Source organism: Caballeronia ptereochthonis, from assembly GCF_001545075.1.
Taxonomy (GTDB): Bacteria; Pseudomonadota; Gammaproteobacteria; order Burkholderiales; family Burkholderiaceae; genus Caballeronia; species Caballeronia ptereochthonis.
Genome location: NZ_FCOB02000012.1, coordinates 157,696 through 181,642, shown reverse-complemented (window position 1 = coordinate 181,642; position 23,947 = coordinate 157,696). Strand labels below are relative to the sequence as shown.

General features: G+C 65.4%; 21 protein-coding genes and 1 pseudogene. 5 read left to right on the top strand and 17 right to left on the bottom strand.

Annotated features, from left to right (window positions below; all coding sequences use genetic code 11):
• Position 1 precedes the first annotated feature (1 nt).
• The 4 genes from AWB83_RS14950 to AWB83_RS14935 are packed head-to-tail and all read left to right on the top strand — an operon-like array spanning position 2 to position 4,990.
• Positions 2–1,507 carry an efflux transporter outer membrane subunit gene (locus AWB83_RS14950; RefSeq protein WP_087046334.1) on the top strand — a complete coding sequence of 502 codons (1,506 nt, stop codon included), beginning with the start codon at positions 2–4 and terminating at the stop codon, positions 1,505–1,507.
• On the top strand, positions 1,504–2,808 hold the full coding sequence (locus tag AWB83_RS14945; protein ID WP_087046333.1) for a paraquat-inducible protein A: 1,305 nt from the start codon (positions 1,504–1,506) through the stop codon (positions 2,806–2,808). The genes AWB83_RS14950 and AWB83_RS14945 overlap by 4 nt, the downstream gene beginning before the upstream one ends.
• Positions 2,805–4,406, top strand: coding sequence for a PqiB family protein (locus tag AWB83_RS14940; RefSeq protein WP_087046332.1), 1,602 nt, complete (start codon positions 2,805–2,807; stop codon positions 4,404–4,406). The genes AWB83_RS14945 and AWB83_RS14940 overlap by 4 nt, the downstream gene beginning before the upstream one ends.
• Positions 4,406–4,990 (top strand): PqiC family protein, encoded by a 585-nt coding sequence (locus AWB83_RS14935; RefSeq protein WP_087046368.1) that lies wholly within the window; start codon positions 4,406–4,408, stop codon positions 4,988–4,990. Before AWB83_RS14940 ends, AWB83_RS14935 begins: the two co-directional genes overlap by 1 nt.
• Before the next feature lie 9 nt (positions 4,991–4,999).
• Here the strand turns inward: AWB83_RS14935 and AWB83_RS14930 are convergent, their stop codons facing one another.
• The 9 genes from AWB83_RS14930 to AWB83_RS14890 all read right to left on the bottom strand — a co-directional run bounded on the left by AWB83_RS14930 (position 5,000) and on the right by AWB83_RS14890 (position 14,687).
• On the bottom strand, positions 5,000–6,025 hold the full coding sequence (locus tag AWB83_RS14930) for a hypothetical protein (RefSeq protein ID WP_244197739.1): 1,026 nt from the start codon (positions 6,023–6,025) through the stop codon (positions 5,000–5,002).
• On the bottom strand, positions 6,022–6,804 hold the full coding sequence (gene fabI / locus AWB83_RS14925) for an enoyl-ACP reductase FabI (protein WP_087046331.1): 783 nt from the start codon (positions 6,802–6,804) through the stop codon (positions 6,022–6,024). Before fabI ends, AWB83_RS14930 begins: the two co-directional genes overlap by 4 nt.
• Complete coding sequence (locus AWB83_RS14920; protein WP_087046330.1) at positions 6,801–8,015, bottom strand: acetate/propionate family kinase; 1,215 nt, start codon at positions 8,013–8,015, stop codon at positions 6,801–6,803. The genes fabI and AWB83_RS14920 overlap by 4 nt, the downstream gene beginning before the upstream one ends.
• Positions 8,016–8,019: 4 nt before the next feature.
• Complete coding sequence (locus AWB83_RS14915; protein ID WP_087046329.1) at positions 8,020–8,958, bottom strand: phosphate acetyltransferase; 939 nt, start codon at positions 8,956–8,958, stop codon at positions 8,020–8,022.
• A gap of 39 nt (positions 8,959–8,997) precedes the next feature.
• A complete protein-coding gene (locus AWB83_RS14910; protein ID WP_087046328.1) occupies positions 8,998–11,331 on the bottom strand; it encodes a DUF3141 domain-containing protein in 2,334 nt (777 codons plus the stop codon).
• Between the two features lie 171 nt (positions 11,332–11,502).
• Positions 11,503–13,197 (bottom strand): SulP family inorganic anion transporter, encoded by a 1,695-nt coding sequence (locus AWB83_RS14905; protein ID WP_087046327.1) that lies wholly within the window; start codon positions 13,195–13,197, stop codon positions 11,503–11,505.
• A 25-nt stretch (positions 13,198–13,222) separates the two neighbouring features.
• Positions 13,223–14,056 carry a polyphosphate kinase 2 gene (gene ppk2, locus AWB83_RS14900; RefSeq protein ID WP_087046326.1) on the bottom strand — a complete coding sequence of 278 codons (834 nt, stop codon included), beginning with the start codon at positions 14,054–14,056 and terminating at the stop codon, positions 13,223–13,225.
• A 101-nt stretch (positions 14,057–14,157) separates the two neighbouring features.
• A complete protein-coding gene (locus AWB83_RS14895; RefSeq protein ID WP_087046366.1) occupies positions 14,158–14,415 on the bottom strand; it encodes an RNA recognition motif domain-containing protein in 258 nt (85 codons plus the stop codon).
• 59 nt (positions 14,416–14,474) lie between these two features.
• Positions 14,475–14,687, bottom strand: a complete 213-nt coding sequence (locus AWB83_RS14890) for a DUF2964 family protein (protein ID WP_510183548.1) — start codon at positions 14,685–14,687, stop codon at positions 14,475–14,477.
• Positions 14,688–14,784: 97 nt separating this feature from the next.
• Between AWB83_RS14890 and AWB83_RS14885 the strand changes: the two are divergent.
• Positions 14,785–15,555: pseudogene (locus AWB83_RS14885) on the top strand (hypothetical protein); the annotation flags it as partial.
• Between the two features lie 27 nt (positions 15,556–15,582).
• Here AWB83_RS14885 and AWB83_RS14880 read toward each other — a convergent pair.
• The 8 genes from AWB83_RS14880 to AWB83_RS14845 all read right to left on the bottom strand — a co-directional run bounded on the left by AWB83_RS14880 (position 15,583) and on the right by AWB83_RS14845 (position 23,906).
• Positions 15,583–16,095, bottom strand: a complete 513-nt coding sequence (locus tag AWB83_RS14880; protein WP_087046324.1) for a hypothetical protein — start codon at positions 16,093–16,095, stop codon at positions 15,583–15,585.
• 210 nt (positions 16,096–16,305) lie between these two features.
• On the bottom strand, positions 16,306–16,779 hold the full coding sequence (locus AWB83_RS14875; protein WP_096059373.1) for a glycine zipper family protein: 474 nt from the start codon (positions 16,777–16,779) through the stop codon (positions 16,306–16,308).
• Between the two features lie 123 nt (positions 16,780–16,902).
• A complete protein-coding gene (locus tag AWB83_RS14870; protein WP_087046323.1) occupies positions 16,903–17,178 on the bottom strand; it encodes a DUF2950 family protein in 276 nt (91 codons plus the stop codon).
• 268 nt (positions 17,179–17,446) lie between these two features.
• On the bottom strand, positions 17,447–18,124 hold the full coding sequence (locus AWB83_RS14865) for a VIT1/CCC1 transporter family protein (RefSeq protein WP_087046322.1): 678 nt from the start codon (positions 18,122–18,124) through the stop codon (positions 17,447–17,449).
• A 10-nt stretch (positions 18,125–18,134) separates the two neighbouring features.
• Positions 18,135–19,130, bottom strand: a complete 996-nt coding sequence (locus AWB83_RS14860; RefSeq protein WP_087046321.1) for a 2-hydroxyacid dehydrogenase — start codon at positions 19,128–19,130, stop codon at positions 18,135–18,137.
• A 57-nt stretch (positions 19,131–19,187) separates the two neighbouring features.
• Positions 19,188–20,777, bottom strand: a complete 1,590-nt coding sequence (locus AWB83_RS14855) for an aspartate:alanine exchanger family transporter (RefSeq protein WP_087046320.1) — start codon at positions 20,775–20,777, stop codon at positions 19,188–19,190.
• Positions 20,778–21,089: 312 nt separating this feature from the next.
• Positions 21,090–22,766 (bottom strand): fatty acid--CoA ligase, encoded by a 1,677-nt coding sequence (locus AWB83_RS14850; RefSeq protein WP_087046319.1) that lies wholly within the window; start codon positions 22,764–22,766, stop codon positions 21,090–21,092.
• Positions 22,767–22,781: 15 nt separating this feature from the next.
• Complete coding sequence (locus tag AWB83_RS14845; RefSeq protein ID WP_087046318.1) at positions 22,782–23,906, bottom strand: porin; 1,125 nt, start codon at positions 23,904–23,906, stop codon at positions 22,782–22,784.
• Positions 23,907–23,947 lie beyond the last annotated feature (41 nt).

The window sequence follows — 23,947 nt, the reverse complement described above, 5'->3', positions numbered from 1 at the left end:
CATGCGGCGCGACCGGCACATCTCCCCTATCGCGAGCCTTGCCGCCGCGCTGTCCTTGAGCGGCTGCCTGCTCGGACCGAACTATTCGCGCCAGCCGGTGGAAACGCCCGCGACGTATCGCTTCGCCGCGACCGAAGTCGCCGACACGGCCAACAGCGAATGGTGGAAGCAGTTCCAGGACCCCGTTCTCAACGAACTGATCTCGACGGCGCTTGCCAACAACAAGGACGTGAAGATCGCGGCGGCGCGCATCGATCAGTTCATGGGCCAGTTCGTCACGACGCGCTCCGCGCTCTTTCCGCAGATTTCGGCGGGCGCGACGGCGGCGCGGCAGCGCGCGTCGCAGGCCGGTCCGCAGCCGCTCGTCGGCTTCGGTCCCGTGTTCAACGACTTCGAAGTGTCGGTCTCGGCCGCCTGGGAGATCGACCTCTTCGGCCGCAACCGGCGGCTCACCGAGTCCGCGCGGGCGAATCTGCTGTCGAGCATGGAAGGACGGCGCGCGACGATCCTGTCGCTGGTGGCGTCGGTGGCGTCGTCGTATCTGAATCTGCGCAGCCTCGACAAGCAACTGGAAATCGCCAGGGCGACGACCCAGAGCCGCGCCGAATCGGTGCACGTGTTCACGCTGCGCTTCGAGGGCGGCGAGGTCTCGCAGATGGAGCTCGCGCAGAGCCAGTCCGAATACGAAGCCTCGCTCGCGACGATTCCGCAACTGGAAACGCAGATCGCCCAGCAGGAGGACGCGCTTTCCGTGCTGCTCGGCGACAACCCGGGACCGATCCTGCGGGGCCGGCCGCTCGGCGAGCTCGAGACGCCCGTCATTCCGGCGGGCCTGCCTTCGGATCTGCTGGAGCGGCGGCCCGATCTGCTTCAGGCGGAGCAGGATCTGATCGCGGCGAACGCGCTGATCGGCGCGGCGCGCGCGCTGTACTTTCCGCAGATCTCGCTGACCGGCCTGCTCGGCACGGAGAGCGGCCAGTTCTCGAAGCTCTTCACGGGACCGTCGCGCATATGGTCGTTCGCGGGCCAGGTGGCGCAGCCGATCTTCACGGCGGGCAACATCTCCGGACAGGTGCGGACGGCCGAGGCGCAGCAGCAGGCGGCCCTGCTCTCGTATCAGAAGGCGATCCAGGTCGCGTTCCAGGAAGTCGACGATGCGCTCATCGCCTCGCAGAAGCTGCACGAGCAGCTCGAGGTGCAAGGCCGCCAGATCACCGCGCTTTCGACCTACTCGCGTCTTGCGCGGGCGCGCTACGAGGGCGGCTATACGAGCTATATCGAAGTGCTCGACGCCGAGCGCAGTCTCTTCAACGCGCAACTCGCGCAGACGCAGACGCAGGCGGCCGTGCTCGTCTCGTTCGTCACGCTGTACAAGGCGATGGGCGGTGGCTGGGTGGTCGCGGCGGACAAGCTCACCACGCAGCAGACGGCGGGCGCGAGCGGCGCCGCGCATCCGCCCGCCGAAGCAGCGAAACCGGGCCAGCCGGCCCCGCAGGCAATCCAATGAACACAGTGACATCCGGGGCGGTTTCCGAGCGCGATCAGCCTGTCGATCGCGCGCTGGTCGCATGCCATGAATGCGATCTGCTGCAGCACGAGCGCGCCGTGCCGCCGGGCGGCGCGCTGCGCTGCTGCCGATGCCGCGCCGTGCTCTACCGGCGCCGCGGGCGCGGCTTCGACCGCGCGCTCGCCTATGCGTGCGCCGCCTGCGTGCTGTGGGTGATCTCGAATGCGTTCCCGATCGTCGGCCTCGCGGTCAACGGCGATCTGGTCGAGACCACGCTGATCGGCGCAGTGCGCATGCTCTATCGCGACGGCATGTGGCCGCTCGCCGCTCTCATCTTCGTCACGACGATCCTGATGCCCGCGCTGCAGGCGCTCGGCATGGTCTGGCTGCTCCTTCCGCTGCATCTGAACCGCACGCCCTGGCGCGCCGACGCCGTGTTCCGCATGCTGCGCATCGCGCGCGACTGGGGCATGACCGAGGTGCTGATGCTGGGCCTGCTCGTCGCGGTGGTGAAGCTCGCGCATATCGCGTCGGTGGTGACGGGGCCGGCGCTGTGGTCGCTCGCCGCGCTGATGCTGCTGCTCGTCGCGGCGGCATCGGCGTTCGACGAGCGCGCGATGTGGATGCGCATCGAAGGCGCGCTGCCCGGCGTGCCGGCGGACACGCCGATTCGAGGACGCACGGCGGCGCCGAGCGGCATCTGCGTCTGTCACGAGTGCGGGCTGTGCACGCGCGGCACGCATCGGCACGCGCACCTGCACTGCCCGCGCTGCGGCGCGCGGCTGCATCTGCGCAAGCCGGCGAGCCTGTCGCGCACGTGGGCCTATCTGATCGCCGCGGCGGTCCTCTACATTCCCGCCAACACGCTGCCCGTGATGAACACGAGCTCGCTCTTCGGCGCGCAGAAGGACACGATCATGAGCGGCGTCGCGTACCTGTGGCATTCCGGTTCGTGGCCGCTCGCGATCATCGTGTTCATCGCGAGCATCGCCGTGCCGATGCTGAAGATTCTCGCGATCGGCTATCTCGCCGCGAGCGCGAATCTGCGCATGACCCGGCGCAGCGCGCTGCGCGCGCGCATCTACCGCATCGTCGAGCTGGTGGGCCGCTGGTCGATGCTCGACATCTATGTGATCGCGGTGCTCGTCGCGCTCGTGCAGTTCAGCGCGATGGCGACGATCGAAGCGGGGCCCGCCGCGATCGCGTTCGGCGCCGTCGTCGTGCTGACGATGTTCGCCGCGATGTCGTTCGATCCGCGTCTCATCTGGGACGCGGAAGACCCGCGCGAGGTACCCCGATGAGCACGCCCGACGACATGCCCGACGCCGAAGTCGTGCCACGCAAGCGCTGGCGCATTCCCTGGGTCTGGGTCGTGCCGGCCGTCGCGGTGGTGATCGGCATCTGGCTCGCGGTGCAGGCGGTGCTCGAGCAAGGGCCGACCGTCACCATCAGCTTCAAGACCGGCGAAGGAATCGAAGCCGGCAAGACGAAGATCAAGTTCAAGGACGTGGACATCGGCCTCGTGAAATCGGTGGCGCTCTCGCAGGATTACACGCGCGTCGTCGCGACGGCGGAGCTCACGCGCGATGCCGCCAAAATGCTCGTCGAGGACACGCGCTTCTGGGTCGTGCGGCCGCGCGTGGCGGGCGGCTCCGTGTCGGGCATCGGCACGCTGCTGTCGGGCGCGTATATCGGCATGGACATCGGCCACGCCAAACGCGACCGGCGCGATTATGTCGGTCTCGAAACGCCGCCCGTTTTCGCGAGCGACGTGCCCGGGCGCAAGTTCATTCTGAAGGCGGCGGACCTCGGCTCGGTCGACGTCGGCGCGCCGGTCTATTTCAGGCGCCTGCAGGTGGGCCAGGTGACGTCGTTTGAGCTCGACAAGGACGGCAGCGGCGTCACGGTGCACGTGTTCATCAATGCGCCCTACGACCGCTACGTCAACGCCGATTCGCGCTTCTGGCAGGCAGGCGGCATCGACGTGACGCTCGGCACCGACGGGCTCAAGGTCAACACGCAATCGCTCGTGTCGATCCTGATCGGCGGGCTCGCCTTCGAGACGCCCGCCGTGTCGCTGAGCTTCGCGGAAGCGCCTCCCGACACGACGTTCAACCTGTTTTCGACCCGCGCCGACGCGCTGCGCGTGCAGGAGCACATCGTCGACACTTACGTGTTCGCTTTCGAGGGCTCGGTGCGCGGCCTCGCCGTGGGCGCACCGGTGGAGTTCCGCGGCATTCCGATCGGCGAGGTGTCGGCGATCTATACGCGTTTCGACCCGGTCACGAAGCGGATCAGCATACCCGTCGAAGTCAAGATCTATCCGGAGCGCTTCACGTCGCGCTTCGCGACCGCGCCGAAGGGCGGGCGCATGGCGACTGATCGCCATGCCCTCGCCGACCTGCTCGTCGAGCGCGGATTGCGCGGGCAGTTGCGCACGGGCAGCCTGCTGACGGGCCAACTCTATGTCTCGATGGATTTCTTCCCCAATGCAAAGAAGGCGAGCATCGACTGGGACCGCACGCCGCCCGAGATGCCGACAACGGCGAGCGGCCTCGAATCGCTGCAGGATTCGGTCAACCGGATCATGGCGCGCATCGACAAGCTGCCGATCGAGGAGCTGACCGCGAGCGCGCGGCAGACCCTCAACAATACGAGCCTGCTGATGCGCAATCTCAACTCGGATGTCGTTCCGCAAGCGGCGAACACGCTTGCCGCCGCGCGCGCCGCGCTCGATGCGGCGCACTCGACGCTCATGCCGGACTCGGGCCTGCAGCAGGATACGGCCGAAGCGATCCGCGAGCTGACGCGCACGGCGGCATCGTTCCGAAGTCTCGCGGATTATCTGCAGCAGCATCCCGAAGCGCTGCTGCGCGGCAAGCCGGAGGACAAGAAGTGATGCGCCCCGCTCTCGTGTATGTCCTTCTTGCCATATCGTTCCTCGCCGGATGCACCTCGCCGCGCGCGAGCTTCTACCGGCTGAGCGCCGATTCCACCCTGAGCGCCACGAGCGCGCGCACGCCTGCGCGGCCGGTGATCGTCGGCCCGGTGACGGTGCCCGATCTCGTCGATCGTCCGCAGATCGTCACGCGCAACACGAGCAACGAAGTCGCGCTCAACGAGTATGCGCGCTGGGGCGAGCCGCTCAGGAGCAGCATCGCGGACGCCATCGCCGGGGATCTCACGCTGTTGCTCGGCTCCGACCGCGTGGCGGTCGCGTCGCGCGCGATCGCCGACCCCGAGGCATGGCGCGTGCGCGTCGATATCCAGCAGTTCGAATCCGTTCCCGGCGATGCCGTCGCGATCGACGCGCACTGGTCCGTGCGCCGCTTCGGCGACGACAACGTGCTCGGCGGCCGCTCGCTCGTGCGCGAACCCGTCACCGGCCCCGACTACGATGCGCTCGTGGCCGCGCACAGCCGCGCGCTCGCGAGCGTGAGCCGTGACATCGCGGCGGCGATCGAGGGCAACGGGCGGCCCTGAAGGGGGATGTCACAGCACCAGGCGCGCGGCATCCTCGAACGCCGTGCCCGCGGGCGGCACGTCATGCCGCGCGATGCGCACGATCTCGACGGCGCGCGTCTGCGGCGGCCGTGTCGGAATGTGTGCAAGACTGAGCGCGATCTCCGCGTGATGCTCGTCGCTGCCTTCGTCCAGCAGCAGGTTCATCTGATTGATGCGCAACGTGCGGGGCGTGACGGAGATGAGCGCGGACGGTTCCGCCAGCAGTTCGACCATGGTGCGCAACTGCATCTCGATGGCATCGGTGAGCGATCCCAGCGCCGCGAGCGCCGCTTCGTTTTCCTGGAAATCGCGCTGAAGCCGTGCGGCATCGCCCGAAATGTCAGCCGATGCGAGCAGACTGCCCATTCCTGCCCCGCGCCGCTCGAGCATATGCATCCTCGCGGTGATCAGCGCCCGGTGCTCCCGCAGCGCGTCGCGCCGGGCTTCCTGCGCCGCGACGCGCGACATCGCCTCGAGCGCGAACTGCTCGACGATCCGCTGCACGATCTCCTGTCTGAGCGCGGCGTCCGTCTCGCTACAGAAGCTCAGGCGCTTGTCGTCGAAGCCGATCGCCGTGCGCGCGACATCCGAGCGCATCATGCTGACCTCTTGCGCCGCGACGAGCACGCGCCGTTCGTCCAGCGTGCTGCCGAGCAGCGCGAATGCATGGTCCGCGGCGATATGCTCGTCGAACCAGCGGCGCAATTCGTGCGACTCGCCGATCACGCGCGCGACGTCCTCGGGCGTCGCGAACTTCGCGCGCAGGTGCGGATCGCTCGCCCACCTGCCGGGCGTCGCGTCGCGCGGGCCGGGCAGCGCGGCCGCGAGCTCGCGCGCATGGCCAAGCGTCTTACCAAGGCCGAGCGCGAGCCGCGACTCGTACCGTTTCGCGAGCCGCACCTGAGGCGCGATCGCGACGATGCGCTCGAGCGCCTGCCGCACGTCCTCGCGCGAGGCACGGGCGCGGCCGGCGTCGCCGCCGCCACGCCTGAACAGCCAGCCGAACATGTTCATCCCATGATGTTCACGCCGCCGTCTACGTAGAGCGTCTCGCCCGACAGCCGCCGGGCGTAGGGCGTCGCGAGAAATGCGCACGTGAAGCCGACATCCATGATGTCCACCAGCTCGCCGAGCGGCGCGCGCTGCGCCGCTTCCGCCAGCAACAGGTCGAAGTCCTTGAGCCCGGACGCCGCCCGTGTCTTGAGGGGTCCGGGCGAGATCGCGTGCACGCGTATCCCCTGCGGGCCGAGCTCGTAGGCCAGATAGCGCGCGCAGGCTTCGAGCGCGGCCTTCACCGGACCCATGACGTTGTAGTTGGGGACGACCTTGTTCGCGCCGTGATAGCTCATCGTGAACATCGTGCCGCCGTTCTTCATGAGCGGCGCCGCGAGCCGCGCCATGCGCACGAACGAATGGCAGGAGATGTCCATCGCCTTGGCGAAGCCCTCCGCCGAGCAGGTCAGCAGGCCACCTTGCAGATCGTCCTTCGGCGCCCAGGCGATCGAATGCACGAGAATGTCGAGCCTGCCCCATTCGCTCGCGATGCGGGCGAACACCGCGTCGAGCTCGTCCCGGCGCGATGCATCGAGCGGCATGAAGATCGACGCTTCGAGACTCCGCGCGACGGGTTCGACATACGGCCGCGCCTTCTCGTCCGCATATGTGATGGCGAGGTCCGCGCCCAGTTCGCGAAACGCCTTGGCACAGCCGCAAGCGATCGAATGTTCGTTGGCGATGCCCGTGACGAGCGCCTTCGCGCCCTCGAGCGGAGGCTGCGGGATGTGCAGAGTCATGCGGAGGCTCCTTCGGTCGGCGCGACGCGCGCGGGATCGATCAATTCCAGCGTGTGACGCGCGATCATCAGTTCTTCGTTGGTGGGGATCACCCACGCGCTCACCTTGCTCGACGCCGCACTGATGCGCGGGCCGTTGCTCTCGTTCGCGCGCGCATCGAGCTCGATGCCCCACCATTGCGCTTCCTCGCACACGCGCCGCCGGATCTCCGCCGCGTGCTCGCCGATGCCCGCCGTGAATACCACTGCGTCGAGGCCATGCAGCGCGGCGGCCATCGAACCCAGTTCGCGCGCGATGCGGTACACGTACAGATCGATGGCGAAGCGCGCGCGATCATCGCCGCTCGCGAAGAGCGCGCGCATGTCGCCCGAGATGCCCGAGACGCCGAGCAACCCCGACCCGCGATACAGCAAGTCCTCGATTTCGCGCGCGTTCATGCCGAGCTCGTCGAGCAGATAGAGGATCACGCCCGGATCGAGGTTGCCGCAGCGCGTGCCCATCATGAGGCCATCGACGGCGGTGAAGCCCATCGTGCTCGCGACACTCCTGCCCGCGAGCATCGCGCACAGACTCGCGCCGTTGCCCAGATGCGCGACCACGGTGCGCCCGCCAGCCGCATCGGGCGCCACGTCCGGCAGCGCGCTCGCGATGTACTCGTACGACAGGCCATGAAAGCCGTAGCGCCGCACGCCGTTCTTCGTCACCGAATCGGGCAGCGCGAAAGCCTGCGCGAGCGCGGGCTGCGTCGCGTGGAACGCCGTATCGAAGCACGCGACCTGCGGCATCGCCGGATTGCGTTCGGCGACGATGCGGATCGGCTTCAGGTTGTGCGGCTGATGCAGCGGCGCGAGCGGCGTGAGCCTGTCGAGTTCCGCAAGCACCTCCGCGGTCGCGATCACGGGCTTCGTGAAGCGCGCGCCGCCATGCACGACGCGATGCCCCACCGCCACCAGATGATGCCCCCCGCCCCGCGCGCGCAGAAAATCCGCGATATGCGCGATGGCCTGAGCGTGCTCCAGCGTGGCGCCGTCTCCCCAGGCGTGCTCGCCGGTCTTCTCGCCCTTCGCATCGAACGCGGTGAAGCGCGGCGAGCTGAACAGCCCTTCGGCCTGCCCGTGCGACACGAGCGCGAGCGCTCCGCCGTGCACGTCGAACGCGCTGTACTTGATGCTCGAGGAGCCCGCGTTGAGTACCAGAATGACGTCGGCCATCTTTTCACCCCATCACTTGCGCTTCCTCGCGGCGCTTCGACGCCACGAGCGATGCGATCGCGCACGACGCCAGCCGCGATTGCAGCGAATCGGCGCGGCTCGTCAGGATAACCGGCACGCGCGCGCCGAGCACGATACCCGCGGCATCCGCGCCCGCGAGGAACGACAGGCTCTTCGCCAGCATGTTGCCCGCTTCGAGATCCGGCACGATCAGCACGTTCGCGCGCCCCGCGACGGGCGAATCGATCTTCTTGGTGCGGGCCGCTTCGGGATCGATCGCGTTGTCGAGCGCGAGCGGCCCGTCGACCAGCGCGCCCGTGATCTGATGGCGATCGACCATCTTGCAGAGCGCCGCCGCTTCGAGCGTGGACGGCACTTTCGGATTCACCGTCTCCATCGCGGAGAGAACCGCGACGCGCACTTCCTCGAAGCGCAGCGCGTGACCGAGATCGATCGCGTTCTGCACGATGTCCACCTTGTCGGCGAGCGTCGGCGCGATATTGATCGCCGCGTCGCTGATGATGAGCACGTTCTCGTGTCCGGGCACATCCATGATGAAGCAGTGCGAGACGCGCCGCGCGGTGCGCAGGCCGCCGTCGCGCCTGACGACGGCGGCCATCACTTCGTCGGTGTGCAGGCTGCCTTTCATGAGCGCCTCGGCCCGCGCTTCGTGCACCAGCTCGACGGCCTTCTGCGCGGCAGCGTGACTGTGCGGTGCATCGATGATCGGAAAGCCGGCGATGTCGAGACCGTATTCCTCCGCGACCTCGCGAATGCGCTCGCGCGGCCCGACGAGATGCGGCTCGATAAGCCCCATTTCCGCGGCCTTCACCGCGCTTTCGAGCGAAGTGCGGTCGCACGGATGCGCGACGGCCGTGGCGAGCGGCGGCAGCGTCCGGCAGACGTCGATCAGTCGCTGATACTTCTCGTGCGTATGTTCCATATCGCCTCCGGTGAGGGCGTGAGATGCACCGCTGCTGCTTCAATGCGCGGGCGCCGAACGCCGCGCCGTGCGCGCCGCCTTGACGGGCAGCGCCGCGCGAACGCGCGCCAGCATGTCGCGCTGGGCATCGCTCGGCGCGATGCCTTGCACGCGGCTATCGCTCAGCAGCTTGTCGACGAGCGTGAGCAGCTTCCTGCGGTCGTCGGCGTCGTCGAGCAGGCCGGGCAGCGTGGAAAGCGCCTGTTCCGGCTCGTAGCGCACGATAATTTCCTGCTCGCCGCGCATGCGTCGCCACTCGTCGCGCGGCAGTTGCGGCAGGTACTCGGCGTAGTCGGCGGCCAGCTCCTGGCGCAGGATCAGGCGTGCGAGCGGCAGCGGTTCGTCGCCGCGCATGAGCAGGCACGCGACGCGCGCCACGGCTTCCGCATAGCCGCCGTGCGCAATCGATGCGAGCGCGTCCTGCACGAAGGGCAGCGCGCGCGGGTCGCCCGCTTCCGCCTGGTGCTTCAGCGCTTCGGGCTGCTCGTCCTGGTGCAACGAAAACAGGTTGCCGTAGATGGAGAAGAAGAGGCTTTCGGTCGCCGCGTCGCGCATCGCACGGTAATAGTCGAGGCTCGCGCTGATCAGCTCCGAGCCGTGACGCTCCGTCTCGCGCAATGCGTTGCGCTCCGTGTCGGGCTTGCGGGCGGCCCTGACTGCATCCGCCGTGGGGCCGAGCCACGCGAGCCACGGATTGAGATCGGATAGCATCCAGCGCTGCGCGCGCAACGGATGGAACGCGCGCAGGAAGGTCGCGGTCGTGTCGTTCGTCATTGCCTGCACGAACGGCCGCGCGAACAGCTCGTAGGCACGCTGATTGAAATCGGACACCTGCCGCACCGCCTCGAAGGGCGATTCGTCCGCTCGCTCGAAGCGATTGAAGCGCGCCGTGATGTCCTCGAGACGGCGCTCGTGAAAAGTCACGTCGTACTCGGTCTTGCCGTCGTCCGTCCGGTGCTCGGCGATTTCCATGCCATACAGGCCCGGTGGAAACGATTCGATTGCCTCGAGCACCGATGCGATCTGCGTGTATTCCTTCTTCGCGACCTTGCCGCTCACGAAGATGCCGAGATGCCCGATGTTCTCGTGCATGAGCCCGACGATCACCTGTCCGCGCGCCTTGATCTCGTCGGTGCTGCCATACACGTCCGCTACCCAGTTGAACGCCTGCTGCGGCGGTGTGATGTTGTCGCCGAGCGACGCGAAGAGAATGATCGGCGATTTGATCGCGCGCAAGTCGAACGACGCGCCCGACCCGCCGCGCACTTCTCCTGACCACAGCTTGTTGCCGACGAAGAGATTGCGCGTGATCCATTCGATCTCCTCGCGGTTCATCAGATAATAGCCGCCCCACCAGCGCTCGAAGTCGAGAAAGCGCGGCGGCTCGGTATCGATGTTGTCGAACAGGTGGTAGTACTTGTCCCACAGGCTGTTGGCCGGATTGAGATTCTCGAAGTTCTGCACCAGATGCGCACCGTCGAACTTGCCGTTGCCGAGGTCCGCCGTCAACGAAGCGAGCCACGTGCCGCCCAGCATGCCGCCGGAATAGCGCATCGGATTGTCGCCCTCGCCCGCGCTCCACGCACCGCTCCAGTACGACATTGGCGCGCCGTTGATGACGAGCGGTCCGGCATCGTCGGGTTGCGAGCTCGCGAGCATCATCGCGGCCCATCCTCCCTGGCAATTGCCGACGATCGCGGGCTTCAGGCTCTCGGGATGCAGCTCACGCACGTGCTTCACGAACAGCTGCTCCGCCGCGCAGACATCGAGCAAGGTCTGGCCGGGTTGCGGGTCGCGGAAGAATGTGACGAAATAAACGGGATGACCCGCGCGCAATGCGACGCCCACTTGCGAATCGTCCTTGAAACCGCCGATGCCGGGCCCGTGTCCCGCACGTGGATCGATGACGAGATAGGGACGCTTGCGCGCATCGATCGTCACGCCTTCCGGCGGCACGATGCGCAGCAGCGCATAGTTCACCGGCCGCGCGAAAGTGCGCCCGTCGATGAGCATTTCATGATCGAAATGCAGCACCGGTTCGAGACCGCGCTTCGTTTGCTCGACGAAGTTGTTTCCGCGTTGGCGCAGCACGTCCCAGAAGAGTATGCAGCGCTGCATGAGGTCGACCGCGTAGGCATAGCCGTCGAACCGGCCCGGTCCGCTTGCGTCCGCGTTCATGAAATGATCGGCGCCGCCGTTGCTGAAAAGATGTGTGCCCGCTTCGCTTGCGCGCTCGCTGAATTGCTGCTGCGCCAGCTCCGCGCGCTTCTGAAACACCCGTGTGACCTTGCCTGCGATTTCCTGGCTGCGAGCCAGTCGACTTGCATACGTCATGGCGTGACCTCCGCGACGAGAACGTGAGAGGAAAAACGCTGGAGTCAGATGCTTGAGCCCGCATTCCGAATGCATCGTTCAACGGCCGCGCGAACGCGTGGAGCGATGAATTGAATACCATCATCAAGATATATCCGCAAGGTGCTACAGGCATGTGGCAAGCGCAGCGGCTTATCGACGCGAGACGTCGCGGTCTTCGCGCGCAACCATTTCCTGATACCTCGTCACGACATATTCAAGGTTATAGAACATGCGGGCTTCGCCGAGGGCCTCGCCGAGCGGCGAGCGACGCACCGCCGCGAGCACGCCCGGGTTCAGGCCCGCGACCCAGAGCGTCGTGCCGGTCTCCGAGAGGCGCTTCTCCGCTTCCGTTATCATCTTGATGGCCGTGTACTCGACGTCGAACACGCGGCTCAGATCGAGCACGACGATCCTCGCATTCGCCTCGCGCACGAGCGGGCGGATCTTTTCCGCGACGCGTTGCGCATTGGCAAAGAAAATCCGCCCCTCGGGACGCAGCAGCAGCAGGCCGGGAAACGCTTCATCGTCGGGATGCCGCTTCGAGTCGCGTCTGAACACGTTCGTGCCCGGTATGCGTTTAAGTGCGTACACGGGGGGATTCGAAACCTGATGCGCAAGCGCGAACAGCGACACCACGATCGCAACGAGAATGCCTTCCAGCGTGCCGAGCAGCACGACGCCCGCGCACGCGACCAGCGCCCACACGAACTCCGTGCGGCGAACTTTCAGGATCGCGCGAAATTCTTCAGGGCTGAAGAGCCCGACCGAATAGAACACGACGACGGCCGCGAGCGTCGCGTGCGGCATCAGCGCCATCAAGGGCGAGAACATCAGCATGACGGCGAGCGCGAGCGCAGCCGTCACGAGGCCCGCGAGCTGCGTGCGCGCGCCCGCCTGCCGGTTCACGGCCGTCTGGCTCGTTCCGCCGCCCGACACCATCGCGCCGAAGAACGCGCTGCCCGCGTTCGCGAGTCCGGTCGCGAGCAGTTCGCGATTCGCATCCGGCGCGGGTTCGTCGTTACGCGCGAACGCGCGGGCCGCCGCGATGCTCTCGGTGAAACTCATGAGCGCAATGCCCAATGCATCCGGCCAGAGTTTCAACGCGAGCAACGGGTCCGGCTTTGTCCACGACGGCAATCCCGCCGGCACCGCGCCGACCGTCTCGACGCCATGCGCGCGCAGCTTGAACACGGCCACGGCGATGATCGCGGCGGCGACGACGAACAATGGAGCCGGCGCGCGCGGCGTGAAGCGCTCGAGCGCGAAAAGTGCGGCCAGCGTGAACAATGCGAGCGCGAGGGTGCTGGCTGATGCATGCGGCAAGCCCGCAACGAACGCGGCGATGTTGTGAAAGAACGATCCCTTCGGATAGTGGATGCCGAAGAGCTTCGGCAACTGATCCACGACGATGACGATCGCGACGCCCGCCTTGAAGCCGACCAGCACCGGCTCGGAAATGAAATTCGCGACGAAGCCCAGGCGCAGGACCGCGGCCGCGACGAGCATCATGCCGACGAGAAGCGTCAACGTGGCATTTGCAACAATGAGCATCCGCGGATCGCCATTCGCAATAATGAGCCCGAGTGCGTTCGCGGCGAGAATCGCAAGCGTGGTCGTCGTGCTCACGCTCAAGGGGCGCGACGAGCCGATGAACGCGTAGATGGCCATCGGCAGGCACGCGGTGTAGAGGCCGACCTGAACCGGCAGACCCGCGATCGTCGCGTAGGCGAGCGCCTTCGGAATGACGACTGCCGCTGCCGTCAGTCCCGCGATGAGGTCGGCGCGTGCCCATTGTTCCTCGTAGCGATGCAGCCACTCGGGAACGACGGACGCGTGATGCGACATGGTTATGCCGTGCCCGATGCCGCGCCTAGAAGCGCTCGGGCACGTATCTGACGGGGCGGTCGCTTTCGCGATAGCCGCCGGGCTTCTGCCGCTTCGGCAGCTTCACTTTCTCCCTCGGCACCGCCTTGTATGGAATGCTCGTGAGCAAGTGGCTGATCAGATTCAGACGCGCGCGCCGCTTGTCGTCCGAGCGCACGACGTACCATGGCGCGTGATCGGTGTCGGTCGCGGCGAACATGTCGTCGCGCGCGCGCGAATAGTCGTACCAGCGGCTATAGGAGCGCAGGTCCATCGGCGAGAGCTTCCAGATCTTGCGCTGGTCGTGGATGCGTTCGCGCAGACGCCGCGTCTGTTCCTCCTGACCGACTTCGAGCCAGTACTTGAGCAGAATGATGCCTGAGTCGATGATCGCACGCTCCACCAGCGGCACGCCCTTCAGGAAGGTCGCCGCCTGCTCGTCGGTGCAGAAGCCCATCACACGCTCGACGCCCGCGCGGTTGTACCAGCTTCGGTCGAATAGCGTGACCTCTCCCGCAGCGGGCAGATGCGGCAAATAGCGCTGCACGTACATCTGCGTCTTTTCGCGCTCGGTCGGCGCGGGCAGCGCGACCACCCGAAAGATGCGCGGGCTCACGCGCTCGGTGATCGCCTTGATCGTGCCGCCCTTGCCGGCGCCGTCACGGCCCTCGAAGACGATGCAGATTTTCGCGCCGGCATGGACCGCCCATTCCTGCAATTTCACGAGTTCGACATGCAGGCGCGCGAGCTCTTTCTCATACTGCTTTCTGCTCAGGCGATCATGCACGCCAACATCTTCGCGCGCGCCGCGCGATTCGTCGACACCCTTGTCTTCCTTCATCGCTGTCTCCCCTCGATGTCCGATGCGGTCCGCGCGGCCAGGACGAGGCCGCCGTCGCGACGATGCGCGCGGCAAGCGGTCACGGGCGTGTCGCACCGCCGTCAGGTTTCGTTGCGCTCGGGCATGACCTGCACCACGAGCGTCCGATTCTTCCAGAACATGTTGTGGACGCGCGGCTGAAACGTGCGCAGCACGTGCGGCTCGACCGAATCGAAACTCACGACCGCGGCCGGATGCGCCCCGGTGCCGGACACGCGCCTGATCGAATCGAAGGGAGGAAAGCCGTAGTTGCAGAGAAATGTCCGGATTTCGTCGTCGGTCGTCGACTCTTCGACATTGCCTAGCCAGAGATCACCCATCGAACATTCCTCCATATGGTCCCGCGGCGTTTCCATAGCGTAGTGCACGCTCGCACGCTTCAGGTCGGTCCGTCGCGCTTTTTCGACCTGCGCTGGGCGAGAGGATTCAGCGCGACAACGAAGGTGACGATGCCGATGCCGAGCCCCAGCATCCCGTAGCGGAATTCGGGCTTTACGTCATACAGGAGACCATGAATCGTGAAATAGAGGCCGCCGAGCCAGACGAACACGCCGATCGAAGCAATCGCCATGCGAGGCTCGTTCAGTCTCATCGACGTCTCCCAGATACGATGCGCGAGATAGCTTCAGTTTAGGAAATCCTGGACCGGCGTGGGAGCCAGTCGGCGCGTCGAGCTTGGCACGCGACGAGTCAACAGCGGCGCGACCGGCAATCCCGGCTTCGGCCAGACGCAGCTCGGCGGCGGCTTCACCATCAGCAAGTCGTTTCCGCTCTATCTCGAAGGCACGCTCGCGTATAGCCGCTACGACCCCACCTTCATCGCGACCGACGGCAATCAGGAACGCCCGGTGCCGACGAAATGGAACACCTTCAGTACGACGATCGGAGTCGGCTGGGACTTTCCGATCACCGACGAGCTGCGCTTCAGGCCGATCATCAACGGCATGATCGGCCGCGTCGCGACCGATCTGCGCATCGCGCAATCGGTGTTCAATCACGCGGCGGACGCCAATCTGCAATTCCTCGAAGACGGCGCGCTCAATGCGTTTGCATCGGCGGCTCGCTGATGCTCGATCTGGAGCACTATCGCGAACACTATGAAATCGACGTCGAACTTCGCGCAACGGACATCTATCTGCGCAGCTTCGGCGGATCGTCGGACGCCGTGCAAGGCTCGGCGTCCGCGCAGCAGTTCAGCCTGTGGGCGCGCCGGCGTGCGCCCACGGGTCTCTCCGCGCTCGACAGGCTGGTGCGCTACGTGCTCGAAACGAGCCTACTCGCATTACTTCGGCGACAGCGCCGGCGCGCTCGGGTTCAACGACCTGACATCCCTCGGCGTGGGGCTCGAACCCGACAGCAGCAAGTATCCGGTCATCATCACGCGCACCCGCGCGATGGTGCGCTACGTGTTCGGCCACAACGTGCATGGGGTGTCGTTCGGCTTGGCCGTCAGCTTCTAGCTCGCGAGTCGCTCATCGCGTCTCCCATCAAAACCTGTTGCGCTGGCTGGGATCGAATTTCGGATCCGGCTGCTTCTGCGTTTGCCTGAGAACCCCCTGGGCGTCGAAATAGAAGTTGAATATCAGATGGTCGATGTTGTTCTCCGTGTATCGATACGACCACACTTCGCGATTCATCCGCTTGAAATACGCCGTCTCGAACGGACGGCCGAACGCGACCATCACGTCATTTCGCGTCCATTTGTTCACTTCGGCGCGATAGAACTCGTTTTCCTGCAGCACCTGCCGCGAGTCGACGACCTTGCCCGATGCATCGAGATCGACCGCGATGGTCGTCGATCCCATCGGTTGCGTCGGCCACATGAGACGCTTGCCGCCATTGGGCAGGTCATAGGTCTCCTTCGGCGGTCCGAGCTTCGCGACGATCGCCTGCTGACTCATGCCGGTATCGACGCGCTGCTCCGGCTGCACGCACCCGGCGAGCGCGAGCGCAAGGCCACACGCGCCGCTCGTCAACGCGAATCTCAGGCGCATTTTCATTGGTCTCCTCCACGCTGCGCGGAACCGCGCCGCAGCTAGTTCGTCATGGCGGGTTCCACGGAGATCGCAAATGCTTCCGTATGGCGCCCACGTCGGTTTCGCGCACGGCGGACAGCGCGCTCGCCGAAATCGCAAGACAAGACAGGACGGCGAGGCTCACACGGTTCATCGTCGTGCGCGTTTCGAAAAGGGCCGTACGCGGCCCGGACGCTACTGGATCGAGTAGCCGCGCCCCTGCATGCACGCCGCCCACGCACGGTAGTATGTGGACATCGCGCCCTGGCTCTGCGCCTGCGCATTGGCTTCCTGCGCCCGCTTGTTCTGCCGCGCGCGCATGCCGCCCGCCATCGTGCCGGCGGTCGCGCCGATCGCCGCGCCCTTGCCCGCATCGCCGGCGATCGCGCCGATCACCGCGCCGCCCGCCGCGCCACGCGCAGCACCACCCACGCGCTCGCCACCGCCGACTGCCGGTCCGCCTTGCGGAGGCGGCGCGGCCGACGCCGTGGCGGGGTCGATGCCCGTATTGCTCTTCGCCCAGCTATAGCACGCGCCATCGTCCTTCTGCTGCTGCTGCGCACTTTGTCCTTTGGACGGATACGCGATCGGCTTGCTCTGCGCGATCGCATCGAGCGCCATCACCGCAATCACGATGGCGCAGCCCGCGTGCAATCTCTTCACATTCATGGCGACTCCTTGCATGAGTTTTCCCGGTTCAAGAGTTCAAGGCTTCGGCGATTTCCACGAGATCTGCGCCCGCTCGCTCATCACGGCGCACACGGGTCCAGGACGCGTCGTGATCGAACTCCGTCAGCTGCGGTGCGGACGCACCGCGATTCTTTTGATACACGACGCCTTGTTGTTCGCAATGAAGGTCGTCACGTCTGGCGCGTGCCTTCCCTGCTCCGTGAGGATGCTGAAGTAATAACCGTGATAAGCGTCGCCAGGGTTTCGATCCTTGAAATGGTTCGCGCTCGCCGCGATCAGCGGACCGAAGGGACTCGGCTCCTCGCCTTTCGATTCGTCCGCGGGCCAATAGAGCGCCGCCGCTATCGCCACGGAAAGCGCGCCGATAAAGTTACGCATCGTCCCGCGCCAACGACGTTGGCCGTGTCGCGCGTGTCAACCTTCAAGTGTCGCGAAAACACCCGTTCAAAGCATCGAAGCCGCGGGTGTAACCTCGTGACAAAAGCAGCGTCTTCGTATTCTCGTATTGCCGATTTGTGGCTGGATGCGCGTTGGAAGCGGAGCCGCGCGTTAAGCGTGGATACTGGAAGATATGCGAACCCTTCAGCGATTTCAAGAAGCTTGCAACGGCGCCGATCCGATATGTCGAGTGCGCCGCCGGTATGTATTAGCCACCTAAGGCGATGATTGCCATTGTCAGAAGGACGCCCAGGGTCATCATCGAAAGCCCCGCTTTCCAGCCTCTCCAACCCGCATGGCGGCCAAGGGCAAAGCCGCAAAAGAACAACATCGCGAGCGTGAGTACGCGCGAAACCAGCAGCGCCGTCGGAACGTGCCGGAAAATGACGAACGGCACGGCAACCGGAAAAGTGGAAAGCACGATGATGACGAAGATCCCCATCGCCGCGAGAAAGTCATCGCGCATGAAGCGCGCGCGCTTCGGAAGACTTTCGCTTGCGGCGATGCGCTGGCGTATCGCTTCGAGATCGGCGTCCGAGACGAACGCGTCGAGCGAGCCAGGCAATCTCCTGCGCAGCGCGCGCACGCCCGCCGCATGATCGCGCTCGCGCTGGATGGCGAGCGCGAGCGCATGCCTGCGCGAGCGGTTCGCGATGGTGCGCACGAGGTACATGACCGCATCGGCGAGACCCCAGGCGAGATTGCAGCCGAGCGCCGTGTAGAGCATCTTGCGTCCCGCATCTTCCCCACTCGTCGCGGCCGATACCGTACCGACGAACGTCAACGCCATGAACAAGCCGAAGCAGAGCTCCGACACGCGATCGACGGTATCGAGCACCGGCTCTCGCGTGCAATCGGGCTCCTCCGGCGACGTTTCCGCAAGCATGTGAGCGCCCCTACGCGGCCTTCACCTCGTTCTCCAGAGGCTGATTCTTCTCGAAGGCCGTGATGCTGTTCAGCGTGGTCTCGCAGATGGTCGTCAACGCTTCGCGCGTCAGATACGCCTGATGCCCCGTCACGATCACGTTGGGAAACGAGACGAGACGCTGAATGACATCGTCCGTGATGATTTCACTGGACAGATCCCGGAAAAAGATATTTGCCTCCTGTTCATAGACATCGATCCCAAGGCCGCCCAGTTGACCGCTCTTCAGGGCTTCGATGACGGCCTCGGTATCGACCAGCGCGCCGCGGCTCGTGTTGATGAGCAGCGCGCCGGGCTTCGCGCGCTTGAGCGTCTCCGAATTGATGATGTGGTGCGTCGCCGGCGTCAACGGGCAATGCAGCGAAATGATGTCGGCTTTCTCGCCGATCTCGCCCGGCGTCGCGTAGCGCCCGCCAAGCGCCTCGAATTCCGCTGACGGATAGGGATCGTAGCCGATCACCCTGCAGCCGAAGCCGAGCATGATCTTCGCGAACACGCAGCCGATCTTGCCGGTGCCGACCACCGCGACCGTCTTGCCGCACAGATCGAAGCCCGTCAGGCCGTCGAGCGAGAAATTCGAGTCGCGCGTGCGGTTGTAGGCGCGATGCACCTTGCGATTGATCGCGAGCAGGAGCGCGACCGCATGTTCCGCCACCGAGTTCGGCGAATACGTGACGACGCGCACCACCTTCATGCCGAGCTCCCCAGCGGCCTTCAGATCCACGTTGTTGAAGCCCGTGCAACGCAGCGCGAGCACGCCAGTGCCGCCTTTGTGCAGCGCTTCCAGCACGTCGGCGTTCGCGTTGTCATTGACGAAGATGCAGACGGCGCCGTAGTTCGCGGCGAGACCGACCGTGTCCATATCCAGCGGCACGTCGAAATACCTGAGCTTGTGATGCGCGCTCCTGTTCGCCTCGTCGAGATACTGGCGCTCGTAAGGCGTCGAGCTGAATATCGCCACTTCCATGTTGCGCTCCTCCTCGATCCGGAACTCGACTTTCGACCGGGCGCGGTGCGGCGGCGCCTAGCCGGCTGCGATCGATATGGCGATCTGCACGAAAAGCACCTTGACGATGGTCATCGACGGAAAAATCATCGCGTACATGATGTCGGGCTGATCCGTCGGCGCAATTCGATTGGCGAACGCGAGAATCGCCGGATTGCCGGTCGCACCGCAGATCACGCCCACCGATGTATCGAAGGGCAGCTTGAAGAGCCACAGGCAGCATACGGCGGTGACGCCCACGAGAACCAGCAGCGTGATCGCGCCGTAGAGCAGCAGCAACGGCCCGGCCGTGCCCACGGTCGCGACGAACTTCGGTCCGCATGAAATGCCCACTTGCGCAAGGAAGATCGTGAGCCCGAGATTGCGCAGGACGAGATTCGCCGACAACGGCATCACCCACACGAATGGACCGTTGCGGCGCGCCTTGCCAAGGCAGAGCGCGACCAGCAGCAGCGCGGCGAGCCCCAGGCTGAACGTGCCGAGACCGGGCACGGGCAGCGGAATCGCGCCGACCAGCAGGCCCGCCGCCGCGCCGATGCCGAGGCAGATGAAACTGAGATCGGCCGTTCCCTTGATCGAATCGCCGAAGAACGCGCGGATCGTCGCCTGATGCGCGCGATTGACGAGCAGGCCGACGCGGTCGCCCGCTTCGAGAATGAGATCGGGCGTCGAAAGCAGATCGGCGTCGCCGCGGCGCACGTGTGCGATCGCGCAGTTCACGCCGTCAGGAAAGCGGATGTCGCCGATCGCCATGCCGACGACCGACGGATTGGATGCGAACACGCGCATGTAGTCCAGGTCTTCGCGATGGCTCGCCATGCGGCCCGGCTGCAACTCGCCGCAGACGGCCGTGGCTTCGTCGAGCAGGCGTCGATCGGTGGCGGTGGCGAGCAGCACGTCGTCGGAACGCAGCGTGAACTCGTCGATGGCCAACTGATTGTGATGCGCGCGCCGCACCGCCGCAATCGCGACGCCGGAAGGCAGGCGGCTCCTGAGCTCCGACAGACTGAGACCGAAGAGATTCGCATTGCGCAGCGCGATCTCCGCGGTTTCGAGTATCTTTGCCGGCGGTTTCTGGATCTTTACCTTCAGTGCGACGTTCAGTGCGTAGAGAAACAGAATCGGTCCCGCGACGCCGAACGGATACGCAACGCTATAGGCCACGGCGGCATCGTTGTTCTTCATCGACACGATGGCGACCTGCAGGCTCGCCGTGCTGGTGCCGCTGCCGGCAAACATGCCGAGCGCGTCGGCGAGCCTGATGCCGAAGCGAATGAAGCCGCACGCCACGATACCCGCGATGATCACGCCAAGACACGCGGCCAGGTTCGCCCTCATGCCCTCGCGGCTGGTGAGCCCCCGGAAGAACTGTGCGCCGTATTGAATCCCGATGCCATACAGAAACAGCAGCAGGCCGAGCGTGCCCAGCAAGGCCGGCGGCGAGGACTTTGGCGCGAACGCGCCGATCGCCAGTCCGACGAACAGCACGGCGCCGGAGCCCAGCGCCACGCCCTTGATGTTGATTTCGCCGATCAGGTAGCCCAGCGCGATAGTCAGAAAGAGCGCGAACAGCGGCTGATTTTCGAGGAAGGTTCGGACTGCATCCATGCCGCCTCCTGTATGGATGGACAAAGCAACGAGCAGTACACGAACATTAAAGGCGCTTTGAGGCGCACAGTCCAGCATCGGAATGCACGTTCAGCACGATTCGAGCACGACCACACCGCGCGCTTTCACGAAGCGTACGTCGCTTTCGGCCGTTGTCGTTTCGATATCCGGCACAATGTCCGGCAGTGCTTCGGTTGCTGCATCGACGATTCGGCGCCGGCCACGATCGTCGCGGCCGAAAAGCACGCGTGCGCCGCGTGATGTCCCTCGCCGCTTCGCAGAGGAGCCGCGCCACGCACGAGCGCGACCGAATCAGACGCCGTCGGCGCGAGGATCGGCGAAGCGTGTCCTGAGCAGCTTCTTGTCGATCTTGCCGACACTCGTCTTGCTGATTGCGTCGACGAAGCGCACGTCACGCGGCACGGCATACCGCGAGATACGCCCTGTTTCCGCGACGCCGCGCAGATACCGCACGATCACTTCCTCCGTGACGGGCGTCGCGCATTCGGCCTCTTTTACGACGAGCGCGAGTGGCCGCTCGCCCCATTTCTGGTCCGATACGCCGATCACCGCGACCTCGGCCACGCCCGGAAGCTGCGAAATGAAGCTCTCGATTTCCAGCGACGACACCCACTCGCCGCCCGACTTGATTACGTCCTTCGCGCGGTCGGTGATGCACAGATAGCCCGATGTATCGACATGTCCGATGTCCTGAGTATGCAGCGCTCCGTCCTCCCACAATGCCGCGGACGCATCCCGATTCTTCAGATAGCCCTGCGTGAGCCACGGCGCGCGCACGACGATCTCGCCGCACGTGCGGCCATCGCGCGGCGCTTCGCGCATTCCATCGTGCACGACGCGAAGATCGACGAGCGGAACCGCACGCCCGGTCATGCAGCGCAGGCGCACCTGCTCGTCGGGATCGAGCGCGTGGGCGTCGGGCGGCAGTTGCGCCAAGCTCAGCAGCGGGCCGCTTTCCGACATGCCATAGCCCGAGAACACATCGATGCCGCGCCGAAGCGCACTGCGCGCGAGCCCTTCTGTCAGCGCGCCGCCGCCGATCACGACCTTCCAGCGCCGCAGATCGACGGCTTCGGCATCGGGGCAAGTCAGCAGCATGTGCAGAATTGTGCCGACGCAGTGCGAGAAGGTCACGCCTTCTTCCTCGATCAGACGCACGATGTTCCGCGGAACGTATCGACCCGGATAGACCTGCTTCACGCCGAGCATCGTCGCGATGTACGGCATGCCCCACGCGTGCACATGGAACATCGGCGTGAGCGGCATATAGACATCGCCGCGATGAAAGCGCTGACCGCTCGCCGGACTCGCCAGCGCCGCCATGCCCGCGATCGTATGCAGCACGAGCTGGCGATGCGAGAAGTACACGCCCTTCGGCCGGCCTGTCGTGCCGGTCGTGTAGAACGTCGTGGCGCGCGTGTGCTCGTCGAAGTCGGGGAACTCCCGCACGGGGGCGGCCGCCGCGAGCATCGCTTCATATTCGTGCGCGAACGCGATGCCGTGCTCGGGGATCACGCGGTCTCGCTCGTCGATCCAGATGAAGGTGCGGACGGTCTCGAGCCGCTCCCTGATCGCATCGACGACGGGCAGAAAGTCCGCATGCACGATGAGGATCTCCGCGCCAGCATGATTGAGCGTGTAGAGAATCTCGTCCTGGGAAAGTCGCACGTTCACCGATTGCAGCACCGCGCCCATCATCGGCACGGCGAAGTAGCATTCGAGGTAGCGATGGCTGTCCCAGTCCATCATCGCGACCGTGGTGCCGTGCTTCGCGCCGAGTCCGCCCAGCCCGTTTGCGAGCCGCGCGACACGCTCGGCGAGCATCCGATACGAATGACGCAGCTCGCCGCGATAGACGATCTCCTGATCCGGTGCCTGCGCGAGCGGCGTGTGCAGCAGTTGCTTGATGAGCAATGGGTATGCATACGCCGATGTCGCGGCGTGCGGATCGAAATGCGGGTCTTGCATCCGTTTCTCCAGATTTCAGAAGTTGTGGCGCAGGCCGAGCATGGCCGCGGTCGTCGATTTTCCGGGCGCGGTCGGCTGGCCATACACGATCATCTGGTTCATCGTGCCGCGGTTGTTCACGTGACCGACTTCCGCATACGCGAGCGTGCGCTTGGACAGGTTGTACTCGGCGCCGATCGCGAACTCGAGCGAATGATTGGACGAGTCGTTCTTGTCCTTGATGTAGTACACGCCCGTCGTCACGTTGAGGTCGGGCGCGAAGCGATATCCGACGCCGCCCGAGTAAAGATCGAAGTTCGCGTGGCTCGAGTCCACCGGGTTCTTGCCGTTCGCATACGAAAGCGAGAACGAAAAGCCATGCGTCGTATAGAGGCCGCCGAAGTACATGAAGCGGTTGTTGTTGAGCCCCGTCGGCACGGAACCGGGTGCGGGATTCGTGTCGTGGCCGTTGTAGTAGACAGCCGACAGCGTGAGCCCGAAGTTCGAGTACTTGAGCACCGCCGACTCGCGCGTGCCGCCCTGAAACTGGCCGGCCGTGCCGCCGGGCGCGTATTCGAGCGACAGCGAAAAGCCCGCGAGGACCGGCGACTGATAGACGAGCGCGTTGCTGTCGTATAGCGCGCCGATCGAACCATTGGTGCTCGTGCCGGGCCAGCCGGCAGCGGTGTTCAGGCCGAGCCATGCCGTAAGGACGCTACCGAAGTATTGCGCGCGGCGCACATCGGTGTCGTACATCGCCCAGATCATCGGCACGATCTGGCGGCCCGCGTTGAAGGTGCCGAACGGACCGGACATGCCGACCGTCGCGTATTGATTGAAGCTCGCCGCGACGCCGGGCGTATCGCTCAATCCCGTCTTGCCCGTGCCCGAATCGAACGAGCCCTGCAGTTTCACGTTCACGAAGTAGCCGCCGCCGAGATCCTCGCTGGCCTTCAGGCCCCAGACGCTCGAATAGATGCCGCCGTCCTTGAAGCGATACACCTTCCCCGTGTCGGGCGCGTTGTGCGCGAAGCTTGCTGCCGACGTGCTCTGATACAGCAGGCCGGCATCGAGCACGCCGTAGAGCGTCACGGACGATTGCGCATGCGCGCCGCAGGCGGCCAGCGCGAGCCCTGCCGCAGTGGCGAATCTGAGCTTCATCGAGTCTCCTGATGCTGTTTTGAGTGCGTCGCGTGTCGTCG